Here is a 16,944-nt window from a genome sequence, read left to right as displayed (position 1 = left end):
GAGAACGGTGGCGCCGAAGTCCTAAAAGGACGTGTTCGTGGTCGTCAGATCCAGTTCGGCGGCGGAGCGCGCAGCTGGTCGGTGTGACACCGCCACGCCACCTCGGCCAGGTTCAGCGCGGCCGCCGCGACGCGCTGGACGGGTTCGCACTCGACCCTGCCCGCGAGAACGTCACCGAGCGAGGCCCCGCGGTCCGCCACCAGCACGTTGATCGCGTCGAACAACGCGCCGCTGCGATCAGCGGACAGCCCCAGCGCACATTGCAGTTCCCGAAACACGGCGAACTCCGCGGAGGCGGTGTCACGAAGCCGGTGTTGAACGGTTCCGAACGTTCCGCGCGTTGCCTGTGGGGACGCGGCGGAAGGCGCTTCCAGTGATTCCAGCAGTTTGACGCTGTGTTCGAGATCGTCGGCGCACCGGCCCAAATCCTCGCCGGAAGGATTGGAGATCATGAGGACCGCCGACGCCTTCACGTTGTCGAGCACCTGCTGCAGAAGAGACTCGTGACTCGTCATGCCGGAGCCAGGTGCGTTGACGCGCCAGGCGATGGTGATGGACCTCGCACGTGGTCGCTCCAATGCCCGCGCCGCGACGGGTCTGTCCGGTGTCATCCCTGGTCAGGTCAGCTGGCCACGCTAGCACCCGCGGGTTGGACGGTCGACGAAGCGCTCTCGATGTCCCCCGCCTGGACTAATTGGGCCCGGTCGCCGGTCCCGGTTCGCGGTGAGGATTAGGGGATTGCCCTAGGAGGTCCACCTGGAAACGCTCCTACGCTCAGCGCAATTCCTCACGTTTTCCGCGAGCGGAGGTAATACCGTGCACGAGCTCACACGTGTTTCGAAGGATCATGAGGATCTGCCCCAGGTGGGCGCGGCGGCAAAGGCGCTGCTGGTGCTCGGGGCTTTCGAGTGCAGGACGGAAGTGATCGGTGTTTCGCAGTTGGCGCGAAGACTGTCGTTCCCGAAGTCGACGGTTCACCGCGTTCTCCGGGTTCTGGTCGACTCGGGATTCGTGCACCAGCTGCCGTCCGGCTACCAGTTGAGCGACCAGGCCGCGAGGCTGGGTGGTTCCGCCGTGACGCGGTCGGTGACCGCGCTGCGGACCCTGCTGCTGCCCTGCCTGATCGACTTCCACCAGGCGACCGGTGCCCCGGTGTCGCTGTCGGTGGTGGAGGGAGGACTCGTGCGGTGCGTCGAGAAGGTGCACGGCATGCGGCAAGGTGTTCTGGCGCAGGCGTTTCCCGACGACGTGCCCGCGCACCGCAGCGTGGTCGGCAGCGTGATGCTGGCCTTCGGCGCACCGGGCTGCGCGGCCGCCGAGGCGGGGACCGGCGAGTTCGCCCGCCTTCCGCTGGACCGCGTGAAGAGGGAGGGCGTGGCCGTCGAGCCCCTGACGGGCACCCTCGGCTTCAGCGCCGTCGTCGTGCCGGTCCTCGACTCCGACCGCCGCGTCGTGGCCGCGTTGTCCGCGCTGGTGCCGGCGTCCCCGGCACGCCTGGAGTCGCTGACGACGCGTCTGCGTTCGGCGGCCCACACGTGCGGCGTCATCGTCTCGTCTCACCGCAGGCTCGGCGCGGTACCCGCGGCATGAGCCGATGACGGCCCGTCCTGGCGGTTGAGAGACCAGCCGGCAGGACACCTCCGTCACGAAGCGTTCGCGCAGGTGGCGCCGCTCGCCCGAACCCGAAGACTGACCGTTCTATCTGGTAACCTTGCGTCAATGGTGCAGAACGTTCGAGGTCAGGTCTCCGAAGCGCGGTCGCGCCTGCTCGCCACGGCGACGCGGATCTTCTACTCCGAGGGCCTCCACTCCGTCGGAATCGACCGGATCGTCGCGGAGGCGAAGGTGACCCGCGCGACGTTGTACCGGCACTTCGCCAGCAAGGACGAGCTGGTCGTCGCCTACCTCCAGACCGTCGCCCAGATGGACCGCGACCAGGTCGAGCAGGCCCTCGGCAGCGGCCTCCCCGCGGACCAGGCGCTGCGCGCCGTCGCCCAGGGCATCGCCGCCGGCATCGAGTCCACCGGCTTCCGGGGCTGTGCCTTCCTCAACGCCGCGGCCGAGTTCCCCGACCGCTCGCACCCCGTGCTGAACGCCGTGCTCGACCACCGCGCGTGGTTCCTGCAGACCATCACCGACCTGTTCGCGCAGATCGACGAGAAGTCGGCTCCCGCGGCGGCCCGGCACTTCGTCATGCTCCGCGACGGCGCCATGGCGGCGGGATGCCTGACGGACCCGGAGGCGGTCGGCGCCACGTTCCTCGCCGGGGTCAACGGGCTGCTGACCTACCGGTCCGGCACCGCTTAGGGCGCGCTGCCCGCTGCGAACGGTCCGCCCGCCTCGAAGGCGTACCGCGCGAACCGCTCACCGATCAGCCCGTGCGTCGCCGTGTCCGGGTGCAGGGCGTCGGGCAGCGGGTGCGTGAGCGCGTCCTGTTCGCCGTAGAGCCGGGTGCCGTCGAGGTGGTGCAGGTTCGGGTCGTCCGCCCGGCGTTCGGCCAGCGACTTCAGCGCGTCGCGGATGATCCGCAGGGTCAGCTGCGGTGCCGGTCCGTGCGGGCCGGTGGCGGAGAACGTGACGGTGCCCTGGGCGTCGGTGTGCATCGCGCCGGGGCCCGGCGTGTCCTCGTGGGTGCCGCAGAAGATCGGCGACATCAGCACGAGCGGCGTGGTCGGGTGACCGTCGCGGATCGTGTCCAGGAACCCGTGCACGGCGGGCACGAAGGCGCGCAGCCGCATCACGTCCAGGTTCACCACGTTGATGCCGAGCTTCACGCTGATCAGGTCGGCCGGCCGGTCGCGGATGACCCGCGCGACGAACTGGTCGGCGAGCGCGCTGCCGCCGAACCCGAGGTTGTGCAGCTCGACGTCGCCGAGACGCGCCGCGACGGCGGGCCAGGTCCTGGTCGGCGAGGTCGCGTTCGAGCCGTGGCTGATCGAGCTGCCGTGGTGCAGCCAGATCCGCTTGTCCGCCGCGACGGGCCGGACCGGCGCGTCCGTGCGCAGCGCGACGATCTCCAGACCCTCGTTGTGGGGCAACCAGATCTCGACGACCTTGTCGCCCGCCGGAAGGCCGTCGAACCGGATCGTGCCCGCCGTTCCCGCGTGGAACTCCGGCGTGCCGGTGGCGAGGTCGATCTCGACGTGGTCGCCGCCGTCGACCTGGGTGCTGCCGAACAGGTCGCCGTCGACGACCAGGTCGACGCTGCCGCGCGGGCGTGAGGTGCCGCGGTACGAGACGCGGGTCGGGTGGAGGTCCAGCTCGACGGTGCGCGCGCCGGTCGCCATCACCACGCGCACGCCGGAGGGCTGGCTCTGCGCGGCCAGCAGCTGGGGGTCGGGGAATCGGGTGCGCACCCAGGCGGGCAGGCGGTGCGCGCGCAGCCCGCGGCCGGTGTCCTCCAGTTCGGCGGCACCGCGCACCAGCGCGTCGGTCAGGGGCGTGGTGATCATGAGCTGTCCGTTCCGGAGTGCACGGGCCACGCCCGCAGCAGCGCGTCGAGAGCGACCACTGTCCTGTCCCACGTCACCTCGGGCGCGGGGGAGCTGTGGTCGAAGTTGCCGGTGCGTTCGAGAGCCAGGAAGCCGTTGATCGTGCTGCCCAGCAGCCGCACCGCGTGGACGTGCTCGTCCGGCGGCACCGGGTAGCCCCTGAGCACCGCGCCCGCCTGCGTGGACATGTTCCGCGCGGCGTCCGAGCGCACGACGGCCTCGCCCGCACGGCGTTGCATCGACTGCCATCGCCCCGGCGACTCCAGCGCGTAGGTCCGGTAGGCCGCCGCGTACGCCCGCAGCGCGGACAGGCCGGAACGCCCGGCGATCGCCGTCGCGACCAGGTCGGCCAGCTCGCCGAGCGCGAGCGCGGTCATCCCGTCCCGCAACGCCTCCAGGTCGCGGACGTGCGAGTACAGGCTGGGCGCCTGCACACCGAGACGCCTCGCGACCGCCGACAGGGTCACCTTCTCGAACCCCGCCTCGTCCGCGAGCGCCGCGGCGTCGGCGATCACGACGGCGGCACTGAGTGGAGAGCGCATGAACCCAGACTACAGCATGTAGGTTCAAGCCTACTGTCTATAGGGGACGGTCCACGCGTTCGGCACGCAACGCCAGACCTCCAACTCCCGCAGGGTCGGGTACGACGACCGGGCTCCCGGCCGGGTCGCCGCCAGCGCTCCCACCTCCGACCCCAGCCTGACCGCGTCGACCAGGTCGAGACCGCGGGAGAGGGCGTAGCCGACGGCTCCCGCGAACGCGTCACCGCTGCCGGTCGTGTCGACGGGCGTGATCGGCACGGCGGGAACGCGGGTGTACTCGCCGCGTTCGAAGAGCACGGACCCGCGCGCTCCGAGCGTCACGATCGCGCGGTCGACGCCCATGTACTGGAGGGTGGCCGCTGTCTCCGCCCAGTTGCCGGCGACGTTGATGGAACCGTTGTCCGACAACAGGTTCGTCAGCTCGTGGTCGTTGACGATCACCACGAAGCAGTCGTGCAGCAGCTCCGCCGGCACCCGCTGATAAGGCGACAGGTTGAGCACGACCTTCGCGCCGTTCGCCGCTCCGGCACGAGCGCAGGCGGCGACCGTGCCGAGCGGAACCTCCAGTGCCAGCAGGACGACGTCCGCCTCCGAGACCGCGGCGACCACCTCGTCCGTCGCGGTCAGCCGGGCGTTGGCGCCCTGGGCGACGACGATCGCGTTCTCCCCGGCGGCGTCCACGCTGATGAACGCCGATCCTGTCGGGACCTCGCGGCTCACGAGGACCCGGTCCGCCCCGATCCCGAGCTCGCGGAGGTCGTCGAGCACGGCACGCCCCGCGCTGTCGTCGCCCACCATCGCGACGAGCTCGACCTCACCGCCGAGCAGGCGGGCGGCGACGGCCTGGTTGAACGACTTGCCGCCCGCGCTGGTGAGCACCGACTCCGCGAGGAGGGTCTCGCCGGGCTTGGCGATGGACGGAACGCGAGCGGAGTGGTCGAGGTTCACCGACCCCGCGCTGACGATTCGACCGGTCCTCAATGGACACCTCCGAGCTTCAGGCCCGCCGTCTCCGCGGACACGGGACGGGGGATCGCGAACGACAGGGCGAGGGCGGCGGCCAGCAGGACGACGCTGCCGAGGACGGCGGCGACGTACCCGGAGGCGGGCTCATCGGGGGAGGACGTGGCCGCGGCCTGGATCGCGTACAGGACGAGGAAGCTGACGCCGGCGCCGATGTTGAACGCCCCCGCGGACAGTCCGGGAAGGGAGCCCGGCCGGTCCCGCGGGCTCAGCACGACGCCGAGTCCGTTGAGCATGATGTTGGCCATGCCCGCGTACGTGACGCCGACCCACACGGCCGTGACGAACAGGAACGCCGTGGAACTGCCGTGCACGCCGAAGGCCAGGGCGATCATGCCGAGCATCGCGCCGACGAGCCCCAGCCGCAGCACGTTCAGGTAGCCGAACCCGGCGGCGAGCCGTCCCGACAGCGGCCCGACCAGCAGTCCGGCGACGGCGTACGGCGTGAGGACCAGCGCCGACACGGCTTCGGCGTCGAGGCCGTAGCCGAGCGCCGCGTCCTGGGCGAGTGCCGGGAGAAGTCCGTTCATCACGGCGAAGACGCCGCACAGCACCAGCGCGGTCGTGGTGATCAGGGCCCACGTGGACCGTTCGCGCAGCTGGCTGTTCGGGACCAGTGGCGCGGGCACTCGTCCCTCGACGACCCAGAACGCCACGAAGGCGACGACGGCGAGCGCGGCGGTTCCGGCGGCGAGCGCCCAGTTCGCGTCGCCGAACTCGCCCATCTCGTTGATGGACACCAGGGCCGCGCCCACCGCGACGACGAGGAGCACCGTTCCGCTCACGTCCAGCCGCCTGCGGTCCTGCGCGAACGACTCGCGCGTCAGCAGGCGCACCAGGACGGCGGCGCCGACGGCCACCGCCGCCATCGTCCAGAAGATGGACTGGAAACCGTGGTTCGTCACGAGGTAGCCGCCGAGCAGGGCGTCCACCCCGGCGATGCCACCGTTGACCGCGGTCACCACCCCCATGAGCGTCCCGTACTTCCTCGGCTCGGGGACCTCGTCGCGCAGCATCACCAGCACGATCGGGATCACGGGCCCGGACGCGCCCTGGACGACCCGGCCGGCGAAGAGCATCTCGACGTTCGTCGCGAGGGCCGCGATCACGCAGCCGGCCGTCATCAGCACCAGGGCGACGCACAGGACCCGTCGCCGTCCCGCGATGTCGGCCAGTCTCGGGAGGAAGAGCGCGAACAACGCGGCCGACGTGAAGAACGCGGTCTGCGTGGTGGCCACGGCGCCCGCGCTCACGCCGAGCTGTTGTTCGATCGACACGAGCGCGGGACTGAGCATGCTCGCGTTGAGCTGGAAGGCGAGACACGCGGAAAGGAACGCCACCATCAGGACGGTGACCGAAGAATCAGGCCGGGTGCGGTTCACTGACATTGTCGCGGGTGCTTTCTGGTGGGATCAGGGCGGTGGTAGACTCGCGAATCCTGTTGGTTTTCGGTCGACGGTGGGGCAATGGCGGTTTCGCTACGGGACGTTGCAGAGGCCGCAGGGGTCTCGATTGCGACCGCCTCGCGCGCGCTGGGCGGAAAGGGACCGGCCTCGGCAGAGGCGATCCGGGCCGTCCGTGAAGCAGCGGACCGCCTCGGTTACCAGGTCAACGCGCTGGGCAAGGCTCTTCGTGAAGGTTCGGACGGGGTCGTCGGAATCGTCGTTCCCATGGTCAGCAATCCCTTCTACGCATCACTGGTCCACGAGTTCGAGGACCAGTTGTCGAACCTCGGTCTGAAATTGCTCATCGCCGACTCGCACGGTGAGCTCGATCGTGAGACCGAACGTCTAGAAGCGTTGGCCAGCCGCCGCGTGCGCGGAATTTTCGCCGTTCCGGCCTATTTCGACCGGTCGAGTCCCGTCATCACGAAAATCGCGCGCCGGCTCCCGCTCGTGCAGGTCGACCGCCGGGTCGAGGACGATTCGGCGTTGAGCTACGTCGGCGTCGACAACGCGGACGGCGTCGACCAGGCCCTGCGCCACGTCCGCGACCGGGGCGCCACGACGGTCGTGTTCGTCGGCGCCGACGACAGGACGTCGGTCGGCAGGGAACGGGAACGCGCGTTCGCGGCGGGCGTGGAGCGGCTCGGTCTCGTGGCGCAGCGCCCGATCATCGACCGGTACCTCTTCGAGTTCGGCCTCTCCGCCGCGGCCCAGCTGCTGCGCCGGTCCGCGCTGCCGGACGCGGTGATCGCGGGCGACGACCTGATCGCGACCGGCCTGCTCGCCGGGTTCGCCCGCCACGGGCGCTCCGTGCCGGGCGACGTGATGGTCACCGGCTTCGACGGCACGATCCTCTCCGACATCTGCAACCCGACCCTCACGACCGTGCGGCAGCCGATGGCGAAGATCGCGGAGGTCGCGATCGCCCAGCTCACCCGCCAGATCGAGGACGCCGAGGACACCGGTTCCCACGTCCGGCTGCACACGACGCTGCGCCCCGGCGGTTCGACGGAGCGCACCCCGCTCACTTGAGGTTGGCGACGGCCTCGCGGACCAGCTGCCAGAACCTCGGCACGTCCAGCGTGATCGCGATGTCCGCGTTCGGCTCCTTGCCGAGCATGTCGTGCAGGTCGACCGCCGTGGCGCCGGACGTGAACTCGCCCTTCGTCTCGACGTCGACGTGGCTGCGTTGCACCGTCGCCACCGCCCGGTCGATGGCGATCGCCACCGTGATGGGGTCGTGCAACGGCCCCTCGGGCATGCTCTCGACCGCGTCGTAGGTGCTGCAGAAGAAGCGGAGCAGCTCGACGCCGAACGCGCTGGTCTCGTTGCCGATCGCGCCGATCGACTCGATCACCTGCTCGGTGATCAGGGCCTGGTGCGAGATGTTGAGCCCGACCATCGTGAGCGGCAGACCGGCCTTGAAGACCAGGTCGACGGCCTCGGGGTCGACCCAGGCGTTGAACTCGGGGTAGGCGCCGACGTTGCCGCGGCCCGTAGAGCCGCCCATCCAGATGATCTCCTTGATCTTGTCGCGGAGATCCGGCCGCTGCTCCAGCAGCATCGCGATGTTGGTGAGCGGTCCAGTCGGGATCAGCGTGACGGGCTCCTGCGAGGCCTCCAGCAGGTCCGAGATCAGCTCGATCGCACCCCGCCCGTCCAGCGGCACCGTCGGTTCGGGCAGCTCGGGGCCACCGAGCGCGTTGTTCCCGTGGATCCAGGTCGCCGGCGTGAGCTCACGCCGCAACGGCTTGTCGGCGCCCGCGGCGACGGGCACGCCCTCGACGCCGGCCACGGTCAGGGCGACCCGCGCGTTGAACGTCGTGTGCTCCAGGCGGCCGTTGCCCCCGACCGTCGTGACGCCGAGCAGGGTGATCGCCGGGTTCCCCGCGGCCAGCCAGAGGGCGAAGACGTCGTCGTGTCCGGGGTCGCAGTCGATGATGACGGGAGTCGGCATGGTGCTCCTTGGTGCTCCTCGTGGAGGAGTGGAATCGTTTCCACTGGATTGCGGAAACGATTCCACTCGCCGGGTGGGTGTGTCAACAGGGCCGGCTTGGCCACCGAGGGTGACGGATGGTCACGGAAAGCGCGACGCGACAGCAAAGCTTGCGGGCACGTCAGCAGCCTGTGGCACGCGCCCCAGCGGAGGCGTTGCTGACCGGATCGCGTCCCCGCGCGGGACGACACCGCGCGATGCGGGCTCGCCACGGCTTCTCAGGCGTCGGTCGACCCGTTCGCGCTCCCACCTGATGCGCCACCGCGGAACCGCCCCGGCGACACCCCGTACTCCCGCCGGAACGCCGCCGACAGCGCGAACTCCGTCGAATACCCGACCTGCGGCGCGATCCGCGCCAGCGAGGCGTCGGTCTCGCGCAGCAGCTGGGCGGTGCGGCTGAGCCGCCAGCCGGTGAGGTAGGTCATCGGGGGCTGGCCGACCGCGCTGGTGAAGTGCCGGGAGAACGCCGCGCGGGGCATCCGCGCCACCTCGCTCAGACGGCCGACCGTCCACGGGCGGTGCGGGTTCTCGTGGATCTCGCGCAGTGCGGCGGCGAGGCCGGGGTGGGAGACCTCCGGCCACGCCGGGGTGGCGTTCTGCTCGTGCCATTGGCGCAGCACCTGCACGAGCACGAGGTCCAGAAGTGCCCGCAACGTCGCGTTGGAGCCCGGTCGGGGCGCGGTGACGTGTGCTGCCAGCAGGGAGATCAGCGACCGCGTCTCCGGGTGGCGCTCCTGGTCCGGCGACACGGTGATGAGGCCGGGCAGGGTGCGGAGGTACTGGGGCGTGCGGCTGTGTTCGAGGCGGTAGGAGCCGCACAGGAACTCGAACGGCGTGGGGCCGGGCGGCGGTGGGCGGTCGCTCATCTCCACCATCGGCAGGTCCTGCAACCCGCAGGGGGTCTCGCTGAGGCCGTGCGCGCCGCCGGAGGTCGTCAGCACGATGTCGCCGGGGCGCAGGAAGACCGGGTCGCCGTCGCCGACGAGCCAGCAGACGCCGTGCAGGAGGATGTGGAACCCGCTGCCGTCGAACTCGGGGAAGCGGACGCCCGGACCGTCCGGCCTGATCAGGCGGGCGTGCGCGGCGCCGACCCGCACCGTGCGGATCACCTCGCTGATCAGGTCCATGCCGTCGATCGTAGTGACGCGTATGAACCGGTGGCGTTCGCGCATGGCACCCGGACCCCGCGCGCTGCTTGGCTCGGTGGAGTGATCAACGAAGTCCTGCGCGCTCATGCCGCGGCAGTGGAACAGAACGAGCGGCCCGCCCCCGAGGGCTTGGCCGCGTTGCGTGAGAACGGCGTGTTCGCGTTGCGCACGCCGGAGGCGTACGGCGGTGCCTGGGCTGATGCGGAAACGATTGCGCGCGAGCTGACCGGCTTGGGGCGTGCCTGTCCGTCCACCGCATGGGTGGCGGGGACGTGCGTCACGAGCAAGAACCTCGCCGGCCGCGCCTTCGTCGCCGAGGAGAAGCCCGAGTTCTTCGCCGACCCGGACGCGCTCTTCTGCGGTTCGGGGGTGCCCGGCGGCCGTGGTGAGCGGGTGGCGGAAGGCGTGCGCGTCACGGGTCGCTGGGCGAACGTCTCCGGCTGCGAGGACGCGGACTGGGCGTTGGTCGCGGTGATGGCCGACGGCGCGTTCTCCTTCGCGCTGGTGCCGACCGCGGACCTCGCCGTCGAGCGGACCTGGACGATGGCGGGCATGCGCGGGACCGGCAGCCACACCCTGGTCGCCGACGGCGTCCTGGTGCCGGCCGGCCGGATCGTCGCGGCGGCGCCGTTCGCGCTGAACGACATGATGCTGTTCGCGATGACGGTGCTCGGCCCGGTGGTGGGCGCGGCCCAGGGCGCGCTCGACGTCGTGACCGCGATGTTCGCTTCGGACCGCAAGCCGTTCATGACCTCCTATTCGCGCATGGGAGAGTCTCCGGGCGCCCGGCACTGGCTGGCGGACGCCTCGTACCTCGTACAGCGCGCCGAGACGACGATGCTCGCCGTCGCCCGCGAGGCGAGCGCGGGTGAACTGTCCCCTGTGGACGGTCCACGGCTGCGCAGGGCGCTCGCGGACGCCGGGCGGGACTGCCGTGCCGCGGTCGACCTGATGCTCGACCTGCACGGCGCGAGCGGGTTCGACGTGTCGAACCCGCTCCAGCGCTTCTGGCGCGACGTCGCCGTGGGCAGCCGGCACCCGCACCTCAACCCCTACCTCGCGGTCGAGAACCTCGGCACGGCACTGGCGGGGTAGCGCCTCAGCCCGAACGCACCCCGGCGGCCAGCTGCCCGGTGAGCCGGGCGAGGGCGCCCAGGTCCCCGGTGTCCAGAAGTGTTGACACCAAAGCGGATCCGACGATCACGCCGTCGGCGAACCCGGCCACGTCGGCCGCCTGCCGGGCGTTCGCGACGCCCATGCCGACGCACACCGGAAGGTCGGTGATCGCGCGCAGCCGCGAGGTCAGGACGGCGGCGGCCTCGTCGACGGACTCGCGCGCCCCGGTGACGCCCATCAGCGCGGACGCGTAGACGAAGCCGGTTCCGGCCGCGACGGTGTCCGCGAGGCGGGCGTCCGTGCTGCTCGGCGCGACCACGAAGACGGTGGCCAGGTCGTGCTCCGCGGCCTGCCGGCGCCATTCGGCCGACTCGGCCACCGGCAGGTCCGGCAGCACGCAGCCCGCGCCGCCCGCCTCGGCCAGTTCCCGTGCGAACCGCTCGACGCCGTAGCGGGACACGGGGTTCCAGTACGACATGACGAGCACCGGTTTGCCCGTGGCGGCGTGCACCTCGCGCACCGTGCGCAGCACGTCGGCGATCCGCACCCCGCCGCGCAACGCGATGTCGTCCGCCGTCTGGATCACCGGGCCGTCCAGCACCGGGTCGCTGTGCGGCAGGCCGACCTCGACGACGTCCGCGCCGGCGTCGAGGGTCGCCAGGATCGCGGCGATTCCCCCGTCCACCGTGGGAAACCCGGCAGGGTGGTAGGTGACGAGCGCCGCGCGGCCGTCCTGCCGGGCCTGGGCGAGCGTGTCGGTGAGGAGCTTCAGGTTCCCGCTCATCGGGCCGCCTCCAGTCCGAAGTGGACGGACGCCGTGTCCATGTCCTTGTCGCCGCGGCCGGAGAGGTTCACGAGCAGGAGGGCGTTCGGGCCGAGCTCGGCGCCGACCTGGAGCGCGCCGGCCAGCGCGTGCGCGCTCTCGATCGCGGGGACGATGCCCTCGGTCGTGGCGAGCAGCCGGAACGCCCGCATCGCCTCGTCGTCGGTGACCGGGCGGTACTCCGCGCGGCCGGACGAGTGCAGGTGCGCGTGTTCGGGCCCGACGCCGGGGTAGTCGAGCCCGGCCGAGATCGACCAGGCCTCGATGATCTGCCCCTCGTCGTCCTGCAGGACGTAGGAACGGGAGCCGTGCAGGACTCCGGGTTCGCCCGCGGTCAACGACGCCGCGTGCTCGCCGCTGTCCACCCCGCGCCCGGCGGCCTCGCAGCCGATCAGCCGCACCGGGTCGTCGAGGAACGCGTGGAACAGGCCGATCGCGTTAGAACCGCCTCCGACGCACGCGATCGCCGCGTCGGGCAGCCGCCCGGTCCGTTCGAGGAGCTGGCGCCGGGCCTCGACGCCGATGACGCGCTGGAAGTCGCGGATCATGGCGGGAAACGGGTGCGGCCCGGCGACCGTGCCGAAGAGGTAGTGCGTGTCCTCGGTGCGGGCGACCCAGTCGCGGAACGTCTCGTTGATGGCGTCCTTGAGGGTGCGGGACCCTGACGTCACCGGGACGACCTCGGCGCCGAGCAGCTCCATCCGCGCCACGTTGACGGCCTGGCGCCGCATGTCCGTCTCTCCCATGTAGACGGTGCAGGAGAGTCCGGTCAGTGCGCACGCCGTGGCGGTCGCGACGCCGTGCGAGCCGGCGCCGGTCTCCGCGATCACGCGGGTCTTGCCCATCCGTTGTGCCAGAAGGGCTTGGCCGAGTGCGTTGTTCACCTTGTGCGAGCCGGTGTGGTTGAGGTCCTCGCGTTTGAGGAAGACCCGCGCGCCGCCGGCGTGTTCGGCGAACCGAGGCACCTCGGTGAGCGCGCTCGGCCTGCCGACGTAGTGGGCGAGCAGGTCCTCGAACCGGGCGACGAACGCGGGATCCGCCTTCGCCCGTTCGTACTCGGCGGCGACCTGGTCGATGGCCGCGACGAGGGCCTGCGGGACGAACCGGCCGCCGAACGCGCCGAAGTACCCGTCGGGATTCGGGAGGCCTTCCGGCGCGGCGGGGAAGAAGAAGTCGTGCTCCATGGCGATGTGCTCCTGACCCGGAACGTCCGTCCCGGGTGGTGTCGTGAGTGGTCTGGGAGTCAGCGATCCCGCGCGACGCGCGGCGCACGACGCCATCGCATCCCGTTGACCTGGCCCGCCTCGGAGCCGATCACGTACCGAACCCTGCGTCCGAGCACGCGCCGTGCGGGCGCGCGACAGCCACGCGGCCGACGGCCACGGGCGAGACGGACGGTGAGGGGCACGGTGCCAGGTTTACCCGCCGGCACTCGGTTTCGGCAAGCGCGTTGTGAGCGGTGAGACGCTCGCGGGGCGGCGACCCGTGATAGTCGACACTGTGCAGATTTTTATCTGCACAGTGTAGATTCGGTGCCATGACCACACGAACGTTTCTGATCACCGGAGTGAGCAGCGGCCTCGGCAGGGCCTTCGCGCAGGGCACGCTCGACGCCGGGCACACCGTCGTCGGCACCGTGCGCAGGGCCGAGGACCTCGGCGCGTTCGAGGCCCTCGCTCCCGGACGCGCCCACGCGCGGCAGCTCGACGTGACCGACGACGAGGCCGTCTTCGCCGTGGTGGGAGAGGTCGAGCGGACCGTCGGCCCGATCGACGTGCTGATCGCGAACGCCGGCTACGGCCACGAGGGCGTGTTCGAGGAGTCGCCGATGGCCGAGCTGCGCGCGCAGTTCGAGGCCAACGTGTTCGGTGTCGCCGCCACCGTCCACGCGGTGCTCCCCGGCATGCGCGAGCGGCGGTCGGGGCACATCTTCGCCGTCAGCTCCATGGGCGGGCTCATGGCCTTTCCCGGCCTGTCCTACTACTGCGGCAGCAAGTACGCGGTGGTGGGCATGCTCGAGTCGCTGGCCAAGGAGGTCGCGGGTCTCGGCGTGCGCGTGACCGTCATCGAACCCGGCTCGTTCCGCACGGCGTGGGCCGGGCGCTCGATGGTCCGCAGCGAACGGACGATCACCGACTACGACGAGATCTTCGCGCCGATCCGCGAGGCCCGTCAGGCCGCCAGCGGCAACCAGCTGGGTGATCCCGCCAAGGCCGCCGAGGCCGTCCTGAAGGTGCTCGACGCGGAGAACCCGCCGGTGCACCTCGTGCTCGGCTCGGACGCGTTGCGGCTCCTGGCGAGCGGCCGCGCCGCCGTGACGGCGGACATCGAGGCGTGGGCGGAGCTCTCGCGGTCGACGGACTTCCCGGACGGCCACCAGATCGCGTCGAACTGACCGCGTGACATCCTGAACGGCGATGCCGAGCGATTCCGGAGGTGGACGGGCGATGCCCGAACCGGTCAGGGCGGGCCGCCGCCGTTCCGCCGCGCCGTCCAAAGGGGACCTGCGCGAGCTCAAGATCCTCGCGGTGCTCGGGGACCTGCTGGCGGTCAAGGGTTTCGACGCGCTCACGACCGCCGACATAGCCGAACGCGCCGGGCTCTCCCGCGGCTCGATGTACTTCTACTTCAACTCCAAGCAGGAGGCGCTGGTCGCGCTCTTCGCGCGGACCGTCGAGGCACTGCGGGAGAAGTCCCGCGCGGCCGCGGACGATCCCGCCGAGCCGCGGGAGGCGATCGCGACGGCCATGCGGCGCACCCGCGACCGCTGGCACGAGCACGGCCTCATCATGCGCGTCGCGATCGACCAGTCCTCGTCCATCCCCGAGCTGAGTGCTCTGTGGACGGAGACCGCGGACATCTTCATCAACGCCATCACGAAGATCCTGGTGCGCGCCGGTGTCGCCGCGCACGACGGGCCGGACGGCGCGCGGGCCCTCGCGCGTGCCCTGTGCTGGATGGTCGAGCGGAGCTTCCACCACGCCTCGGCGGTGTCTCCCGAGGCGCTCGACGAGGCGTGCGAGACCTGTCAGGTGGTGTGGTTGCGCATCGCGGGGATCGACGCCTGACCGCCCCGCGGATCACGGCCGGTGAGCCCGAGCAGCCGGTCGACGGCCGGCGCGTCGTCCGGCATCGGCACCCCGGCGCCGATGATGGCGCTGCCCTGCACGGAACGCAGCCGCGGTGCCAGCAGGGAGACCATGACCTCCGCGGTGGTCTCGGGGATCGGTTGGGCCGCACCGATTCCGCTGGCGAGGTCCCACGCGTGCACCGCCAGGTCGCACGCCATCTGCCAGCAGTAGTGGACCGCGGGCGTCTCCCCGAAGGAGAGGTGCACCGTCCAGTTCGTCGCACCGGGAACGGTCCAGGCCGCGAGCGCCTCCCCGGACGCCTGCTCCCACGCGCCGACCGGGTCGTCGCCGAGCACGTCGCCGTCGTAGCGGTCACCGACCACGGCCATGGTCTGGCCGGCGAGGACGTGCGGCACCCACAGCTGCTCGGCGACGAGGTGGTTGACCACGTCCCGCACGGTCCACTCGGTGCACGGCGTGGGGGCGTCCCACTGGTCGTCGCGGACCTGGCGCACCAGCCGGTCGAACGTCCGGAGCGACTCCTCGTAGAGGTTCAGCGGGTTTCCGTTGTCGGGCAAGGGAAGAGTCCTCTTCGTGGCCGGTGTGTGTAACGATCACTCTACACGGGTTCAGCTCTCGACGATGGCCGTGAGCGCCGCGGCGAACGGGCCCGGGTCGACGTCGCCGCGCACGGCGAGCTGCTGCGTGTAGCCGTGGCACAGGGCCACGAACGCCTCGGCGATCCGTTCCGCGTCGGCCGGGGTGCGGTCGGGCAGCAGTGCGGCGACGGCCGCGCGCAGGTCGTCGAGCTGCTGCCGGACGACGGTGGCGAGCGCGGGGGAGACAGCGGCCTCGGCGTAGATCTGGGCGACCAGCCGCGCGTGGTCGTGCTCCAGCGCCGCCGTGCGGACGTGCCCGAGGAAGTCGCGGGCGGAGGCGGCGGTCAGCTCGTCGGGCAGCGTGTGGCTCGTCTGCTCGCAGATCGCGGCGACGATCTCGTCCTTGCTCCTGAAGTACCGGTAGATCGCTCCGGTGGAGAGGCCGGAGGCCTCGACGAGGTCGGGCATCGACGTGCGCGCGAACCCGTGGCTCGCGAAGCGCGCGCGGGCCGCGTCGATGATCTGCTGACGGCGTGCGTCGAGGTGGGCCTGGGTGACCTTCGGCATAAAGAACGACCATTCGTTTTTCTGTAGTAACGTCGTGAAGGTACCCCATCAGCCGGTCCTAGGGAGAACTTCGTGCGTTATCAGATCTTCGGGCGGCGCAGCGGACTGCGGGTCTCGGAGTACGTGCTGGGCACGGCCAACTTCGGCTCCGCTCCCGGCGCCGCGGGCGTGGCGGGTGCCAGAGCGATCTTCGAGGCGTTCGCCGCGGCCGGCGGCACCACCGTCGACACCTCGAACATCTATCAAAACGGCGAGGCCGAGACGGTGCTCGGCGATCTCCTGGGCCGCGACCGCGACGACTTCGTGGTGATCACCAAGTACAGCGGCACCCGGCAGGCCGGCGTGAAGCCCGGCACCACCGGCAACAGCCGCAGGACCATGGTCCGTTCGCTGGAGGAGAGCCTGCGGCGGTTGAAGACCGACCACGTCGACGTCCTCATGCCCCACTTCCCCGACGGCGTGACCCCGACGGCCGAGATCCTGGCCGGCTTCGAGGACCTGATCCGCGCGGGCAAGATCCGCTACGGCGGCCTGTCGAACTTCCCGGCGTGGCGCGTCGCGGGCGCCGCCGTCCGCTCCGAACTGGGCGGGAGACCGCCGATCGTGGGCATCCAGACCGAGTACAGCCTCGCCGAGCGCTCCGCCGAGCGGGAGCTGATCCCGATGGCGGAGGCCCACGGTCTCGGCGTCGTCACGTACGCGCCACTGGCGGCGGGCCTGCTGACGGGCAAGTACCGGCGCGGCGAGCAGGGACGGCTCACCACCAGGGGAGCCGGGGACACCGCGCAACGGGCCGCCGTGCTCGACGCCGTCCTCACCGTCGCCGACGAGACGGGAACGGGCGCGGTCGGGGTGGCGCTGGCCTGGTTGCGCCACCGCGCCGCCCGCGCGCGGACCTCGATGATCCCCATCGTCGGCCCCCGCACTCTGGATCAGCTGCGGGACTACCTGGGCGCCCTGGAGGTCGAGCTCAGCGACGGGCACTACCGGCTGTTGGACGAGGTCAGCGCGATCCGGCTGGGCACGCCCCACGAGGACGTGGCGGCCGCGCTGGCACACGGAGCCGATGGCGAACGGAGCCTCCTCGACCTCCCGCCCGTCCCCGTGGCCTGAACCCGCCGGG

General features: G+C 71.2%; 19 protein-coding genes. 7 read left to right on the top strand and 12 right to left on the bottom strand.

Annotated elements, in window-relative coordinates:
- Nucleotides 1-44 precede the first annotated feature (44 nt).
- Nucleotides 45-278: a hypothetical protein gene (locus tag ACFWN2_RS23015; protein ID WP_382430400.1), complete on the bottom strand. Its 234-nt coding sequence runs from the start codon at nucleotides 276-278 to the stop codon at nucleotides 45-47.
- Nucleotides 279-864: 586 nt separating this feature from the next.
- Here ACFWN2_RS23015 and ACFWN2_RS23010 point away from each other — a divergent pair.
- Nucleotides 865-1,590: an IclR family transcriptional regulator gene (locus ACFWN2_RS23010; protein WP_382430398.1), complete on the top strand. Its 726-nt coding sequence runs from the start codon at nucleotides 865-867 to the stop codon at nucleotides 1,588-1,590.
- Between the two features lie 129 nt (nucleotides 1,591-1,719).
- Nucleotides 1,720-2,307, top strand: a complete 588-nt coding sequence (locus tag ACFWN2_RS23005; RefSeq protein ID WP_382430396.1) for a TetR/AcrR family transcriptional regulator — start codon at nucleotides 1,720-1,722, stop codon at nucleotides 2,305-2,307.
- On the opposite strand, the gene ACFWN2_RS23000 is transcribed toward ACFWN2_RS23005, so the two are convergent.
- Genes ACFWN2_RS23000 through ACFWN2_RS22985 form a run of 4 tightly spaced genes read right to left on the bottom strand, consistent with a single transcriptional unit; the run spans nucleotide 2,304 to nucleotide 6,444 of the window.
- Complete coding sequence (locus ACFWN2_RS23000; protein WP_382430394.1) at nucleotides 2,304-3,452, bottom strand: GDSL-type esterase/lipase family protein; 1,149 nt, start codon at nucleotides 3,450-3,452, stop codon at nucleotides 2,304-2,306. The genes ACFWN2_RS23005 and ACFWN2_RS23000 overlap by 4 nt on opposite strands.
- On the bottom strand, nucleotides 3,449-4,033 hold the full coding sequence (locus ACFWN2_RS22995; RefSeq protein WP_382430392.1) for a TetR/AcrR family transcriptional regulator: 585 nt from the start codon (nucleotides 4,031-4,033) through the stop codon (nucleotides 3,449-3,451). The genes ACFWN2_RS23000 and ACFWN2_RS22995 overlap by 4 nt, the downstream gene beginning before the upstream one ends.
- 30 nt (nucleotides 4,034-4,063) lie before the next feature.
- Entirely contained in the window at nucleotides 4,064-5,014 is a 951-nt protein-coding gene (locus tag ACFWN2_RS22990) for a ribokinase (protein ID WP_382430390.1), read from the bottom strand.
- Nucleotides 5,011-6,444 carry an MFS transporter gene (locus tag ACFWN2_RS22985; RefSeq protein WP_382430388.1) on the bottom strand — a complete coding sequence of 478 codons (1,434 nt, stop codon included), beginning with the start codon at nucleotides 6,442-6,444 and terminating at the stop codon, nucleotides 5,011-5,013. Before ACFWN2_RS22985 ends, ACFWN2_RS22990 begins: the two co-directional genes overlap by 4 nt.
- Nucleotides 6,445-6,522: 78 nt before the next feature.
- Between ACFWN2_RS22985 and ACFWN2_RS22980 the strand changes: the two genes are divergently transcribed.
- Nucleotides 6,523-7,533, top strand: a complete 1,011-nt coding sequence (locus ACFWN2_RS22980; RefSeq protein WP_382430386.1) for a LacI family DNA-binding transcriptional regulator — start codon at nucleotides 6,523-6,525, stop codon at nucleotides 7,531-7,533.
- On the opposite strand, the gene ACFWN2_RS22975 is transcribed toward ACFWN2_RS22980, so the two are convergent.
- Together ACFWN2_RS22975 and ACFWN2_RS22970 are read right to left on the bottom strand one after the other, a co-directional pair.
- On the bottom strand, nucleotides 7,526-8,458 hold the full coding sequence (locus ACFWN2_RS22975; protein WP_382430384.1) for a nucleoside hydrolase: 933 nt from the start codon (nucleotides 8,456-8,458) through the stop codon (nucleotides 7,526-7,528). The genes ACFWN2_RS22980 and ACFWN2_RS22975 overlap by 8 nt on opposite strands.
- 257 nt (nucleotides 8,459-8,715) lie before the next feature.
- A complete protein-coding gene (locus ACFWN2_RS22970) occupies nucleotides 8,716-9,624 on the bottom strand; it encodes an AraC family transcriptional regulator (protein ID WP_382430382.1) in 909 nt (302 codons plus the stop codon).
- An 81-nt stretch (nucleotides 9,625-9,705) separates the two neighbouring features.
- Between ACFWN2_RS22970 and ACFWN2_RS22965 the strand changes: the two genes are divergently transcribed.
- Complete coding sequence (locus ACFWN2_RS22965; protein ID WP_382430380.1) at nucleotides 9,706-10,740, top strand: acyl-CoA dehydrogenase family protein; 1,035 nt, start codon at nucleotides 9,706-9,708, stop codon at nucleotides 10,738-10,740.
- Nucleotides 10,741-10,744: 4 nt separating this feature from the next.
- Here the strand turns inward: ACFWN2_RS22965 and trpA are convergent, their stop codons facing one another.
- The 3 genes from trpA to trpM are packed head-to-tail and all read right to left on the bottom strand — an operon-like array spanning nucleotide 10,745 to nucleotide 12,992.
- Nucleotides 10,745-11,533, bottom strand: a complete 789-nt coding sequence (gene trpA, locus ACFWN2_RS22960) for a tryptophan synthase subunit alpha (protein ID WP_382430589.1) — start codon at nucleotides 11,531-11,533, stop codon at nucleotides 10,745-10,747.
- Nucleotides 11,534-11,541: 8 nt separating this feature from the next.
- The gene (trpB, locus tag ACFWN2_RS22955) at nucleotides 11,542-12,768 is read right to left on the bottom strand and encodes a tryptophan synthase subunit beta (protein WP_382430378.1); all 1,227 of its coding nucleotides are present in this window, start codon (nucleotides 12,766-12,768) and stop codon (nucleotides 11,542-11,544) included.
- Between the two features lie 59 nt (nucleotides 12,769-12,827).
- Nucleotides 12,828-12,992, bottom strand: coding sequence for a tryptophan biosynthesis modulator TrpM (gene trpM / locus ACFWN2_RS22950; RefSeq protein WP_382430376.1), 165 nt, complete (start codon nucleotides 12,990-12,992; stop codon nucleotides 12,828-12,830).
- Between the two features lie 129 nt (nucleotides 12,993-13,121).
- Here trpM and ACFWN2_RS22945 point away from each other — a divergent pair, with 129 nt between their 5' ends.
- A complete protein-coding gene (locus tag ACFWN2_RS22945) occupies nucleotides 13,122-13,979 on the top strand; it encodes an oxidoreductase (RefSeq protein WP_382430374.1) in 858 nt (285 codons plus the stop codon).
- Between the two features lie 52 nt (nucleotides 13,980-14,031).
- Nucleotides 14,032-14,652: a TetR/AcrR family transcriptional regulator gene (locus ACFWN2_RS22940; RefSeq protein ID WP_382430372.1), complete on the top strand. Its 621-nt coding sequence runs from the start codon at nucleotides 14,032-14,034 to the stop codon at nucleotides 14,650-14,652.
- Here the strand turns inward: ACFWN2_RS22940 and ACFWN2_RS22935 are convergent.
- Both ACFWN2_RS22935 and ACFWN2_RS22930 read right to left on the bottom strand, forming a co-directional pair.
- The gene (locus ACFWN2_RS22935; protein ID WP_382430370.1) at nucleotides 14,613-15,233 is read right to left on the bottom strand and encodes a TIGR03086 family metal-binding protein; all 621 of its coding nucleotides are present in this window, start codon (nucleotides 15,231-15,233) and stop codon (nucleotides 14,613-14,615) included. The two genes, ACFWN2_RS22940 and ACFWN2_RS22935, sit on opposite strands and share 40 nt — an antisense overlap.
- A gap of 51 nt (nucleotides 15,234-15,284) precedes the next feature.
- The gene (locus tag ACFWN2_RS22930) at nucleotides 15,285-15,821 is read right to left on the bottom strand and encodes a TetR/AcrR family transcriptional regulator (RefSeq protein ID WP_382430368.1); all 537 of its coding nucleotides are present in this window, start codon (nucleotides 15,819-15,821) and stop codon (nucleotides 15,285-15,287) included.
- 72 nt (nucleotides 15,822-15,893) lie between these two features.
- On the opposite strand from ACFWN2_RS22930, the gene ACFWN2_RS22925 reads away from it, so the two are divergent.
- Nucleotides 15,894-16,934: an aldo/keto reductase gene (locus ACFWN2_RS22925; protein WP_382430366.1), complete on the top strand. Its 1,041-nt coding sequence runs from the start codon at nucleotides 15,894-15,896 to the stop codon at nucleotides 16,932-16,934.
- Nucleotides 16,935-16,944 lie beyond the last annotated feature (10 nt).

This window comes from Lentzea sp. NPDC058436 (assembly GCF_042721515.1).
Classification (GTDB): domain Bacteria; phylum Actinomycetota; class Actinomycetes; order Mycobacteriales; family Pseudonocardiaceae; genus Lentzea.
Note: the sequence above shows the minus strand (reverse complement) of the source record. Positions and strands in the feature narration are given on the sequence as shown.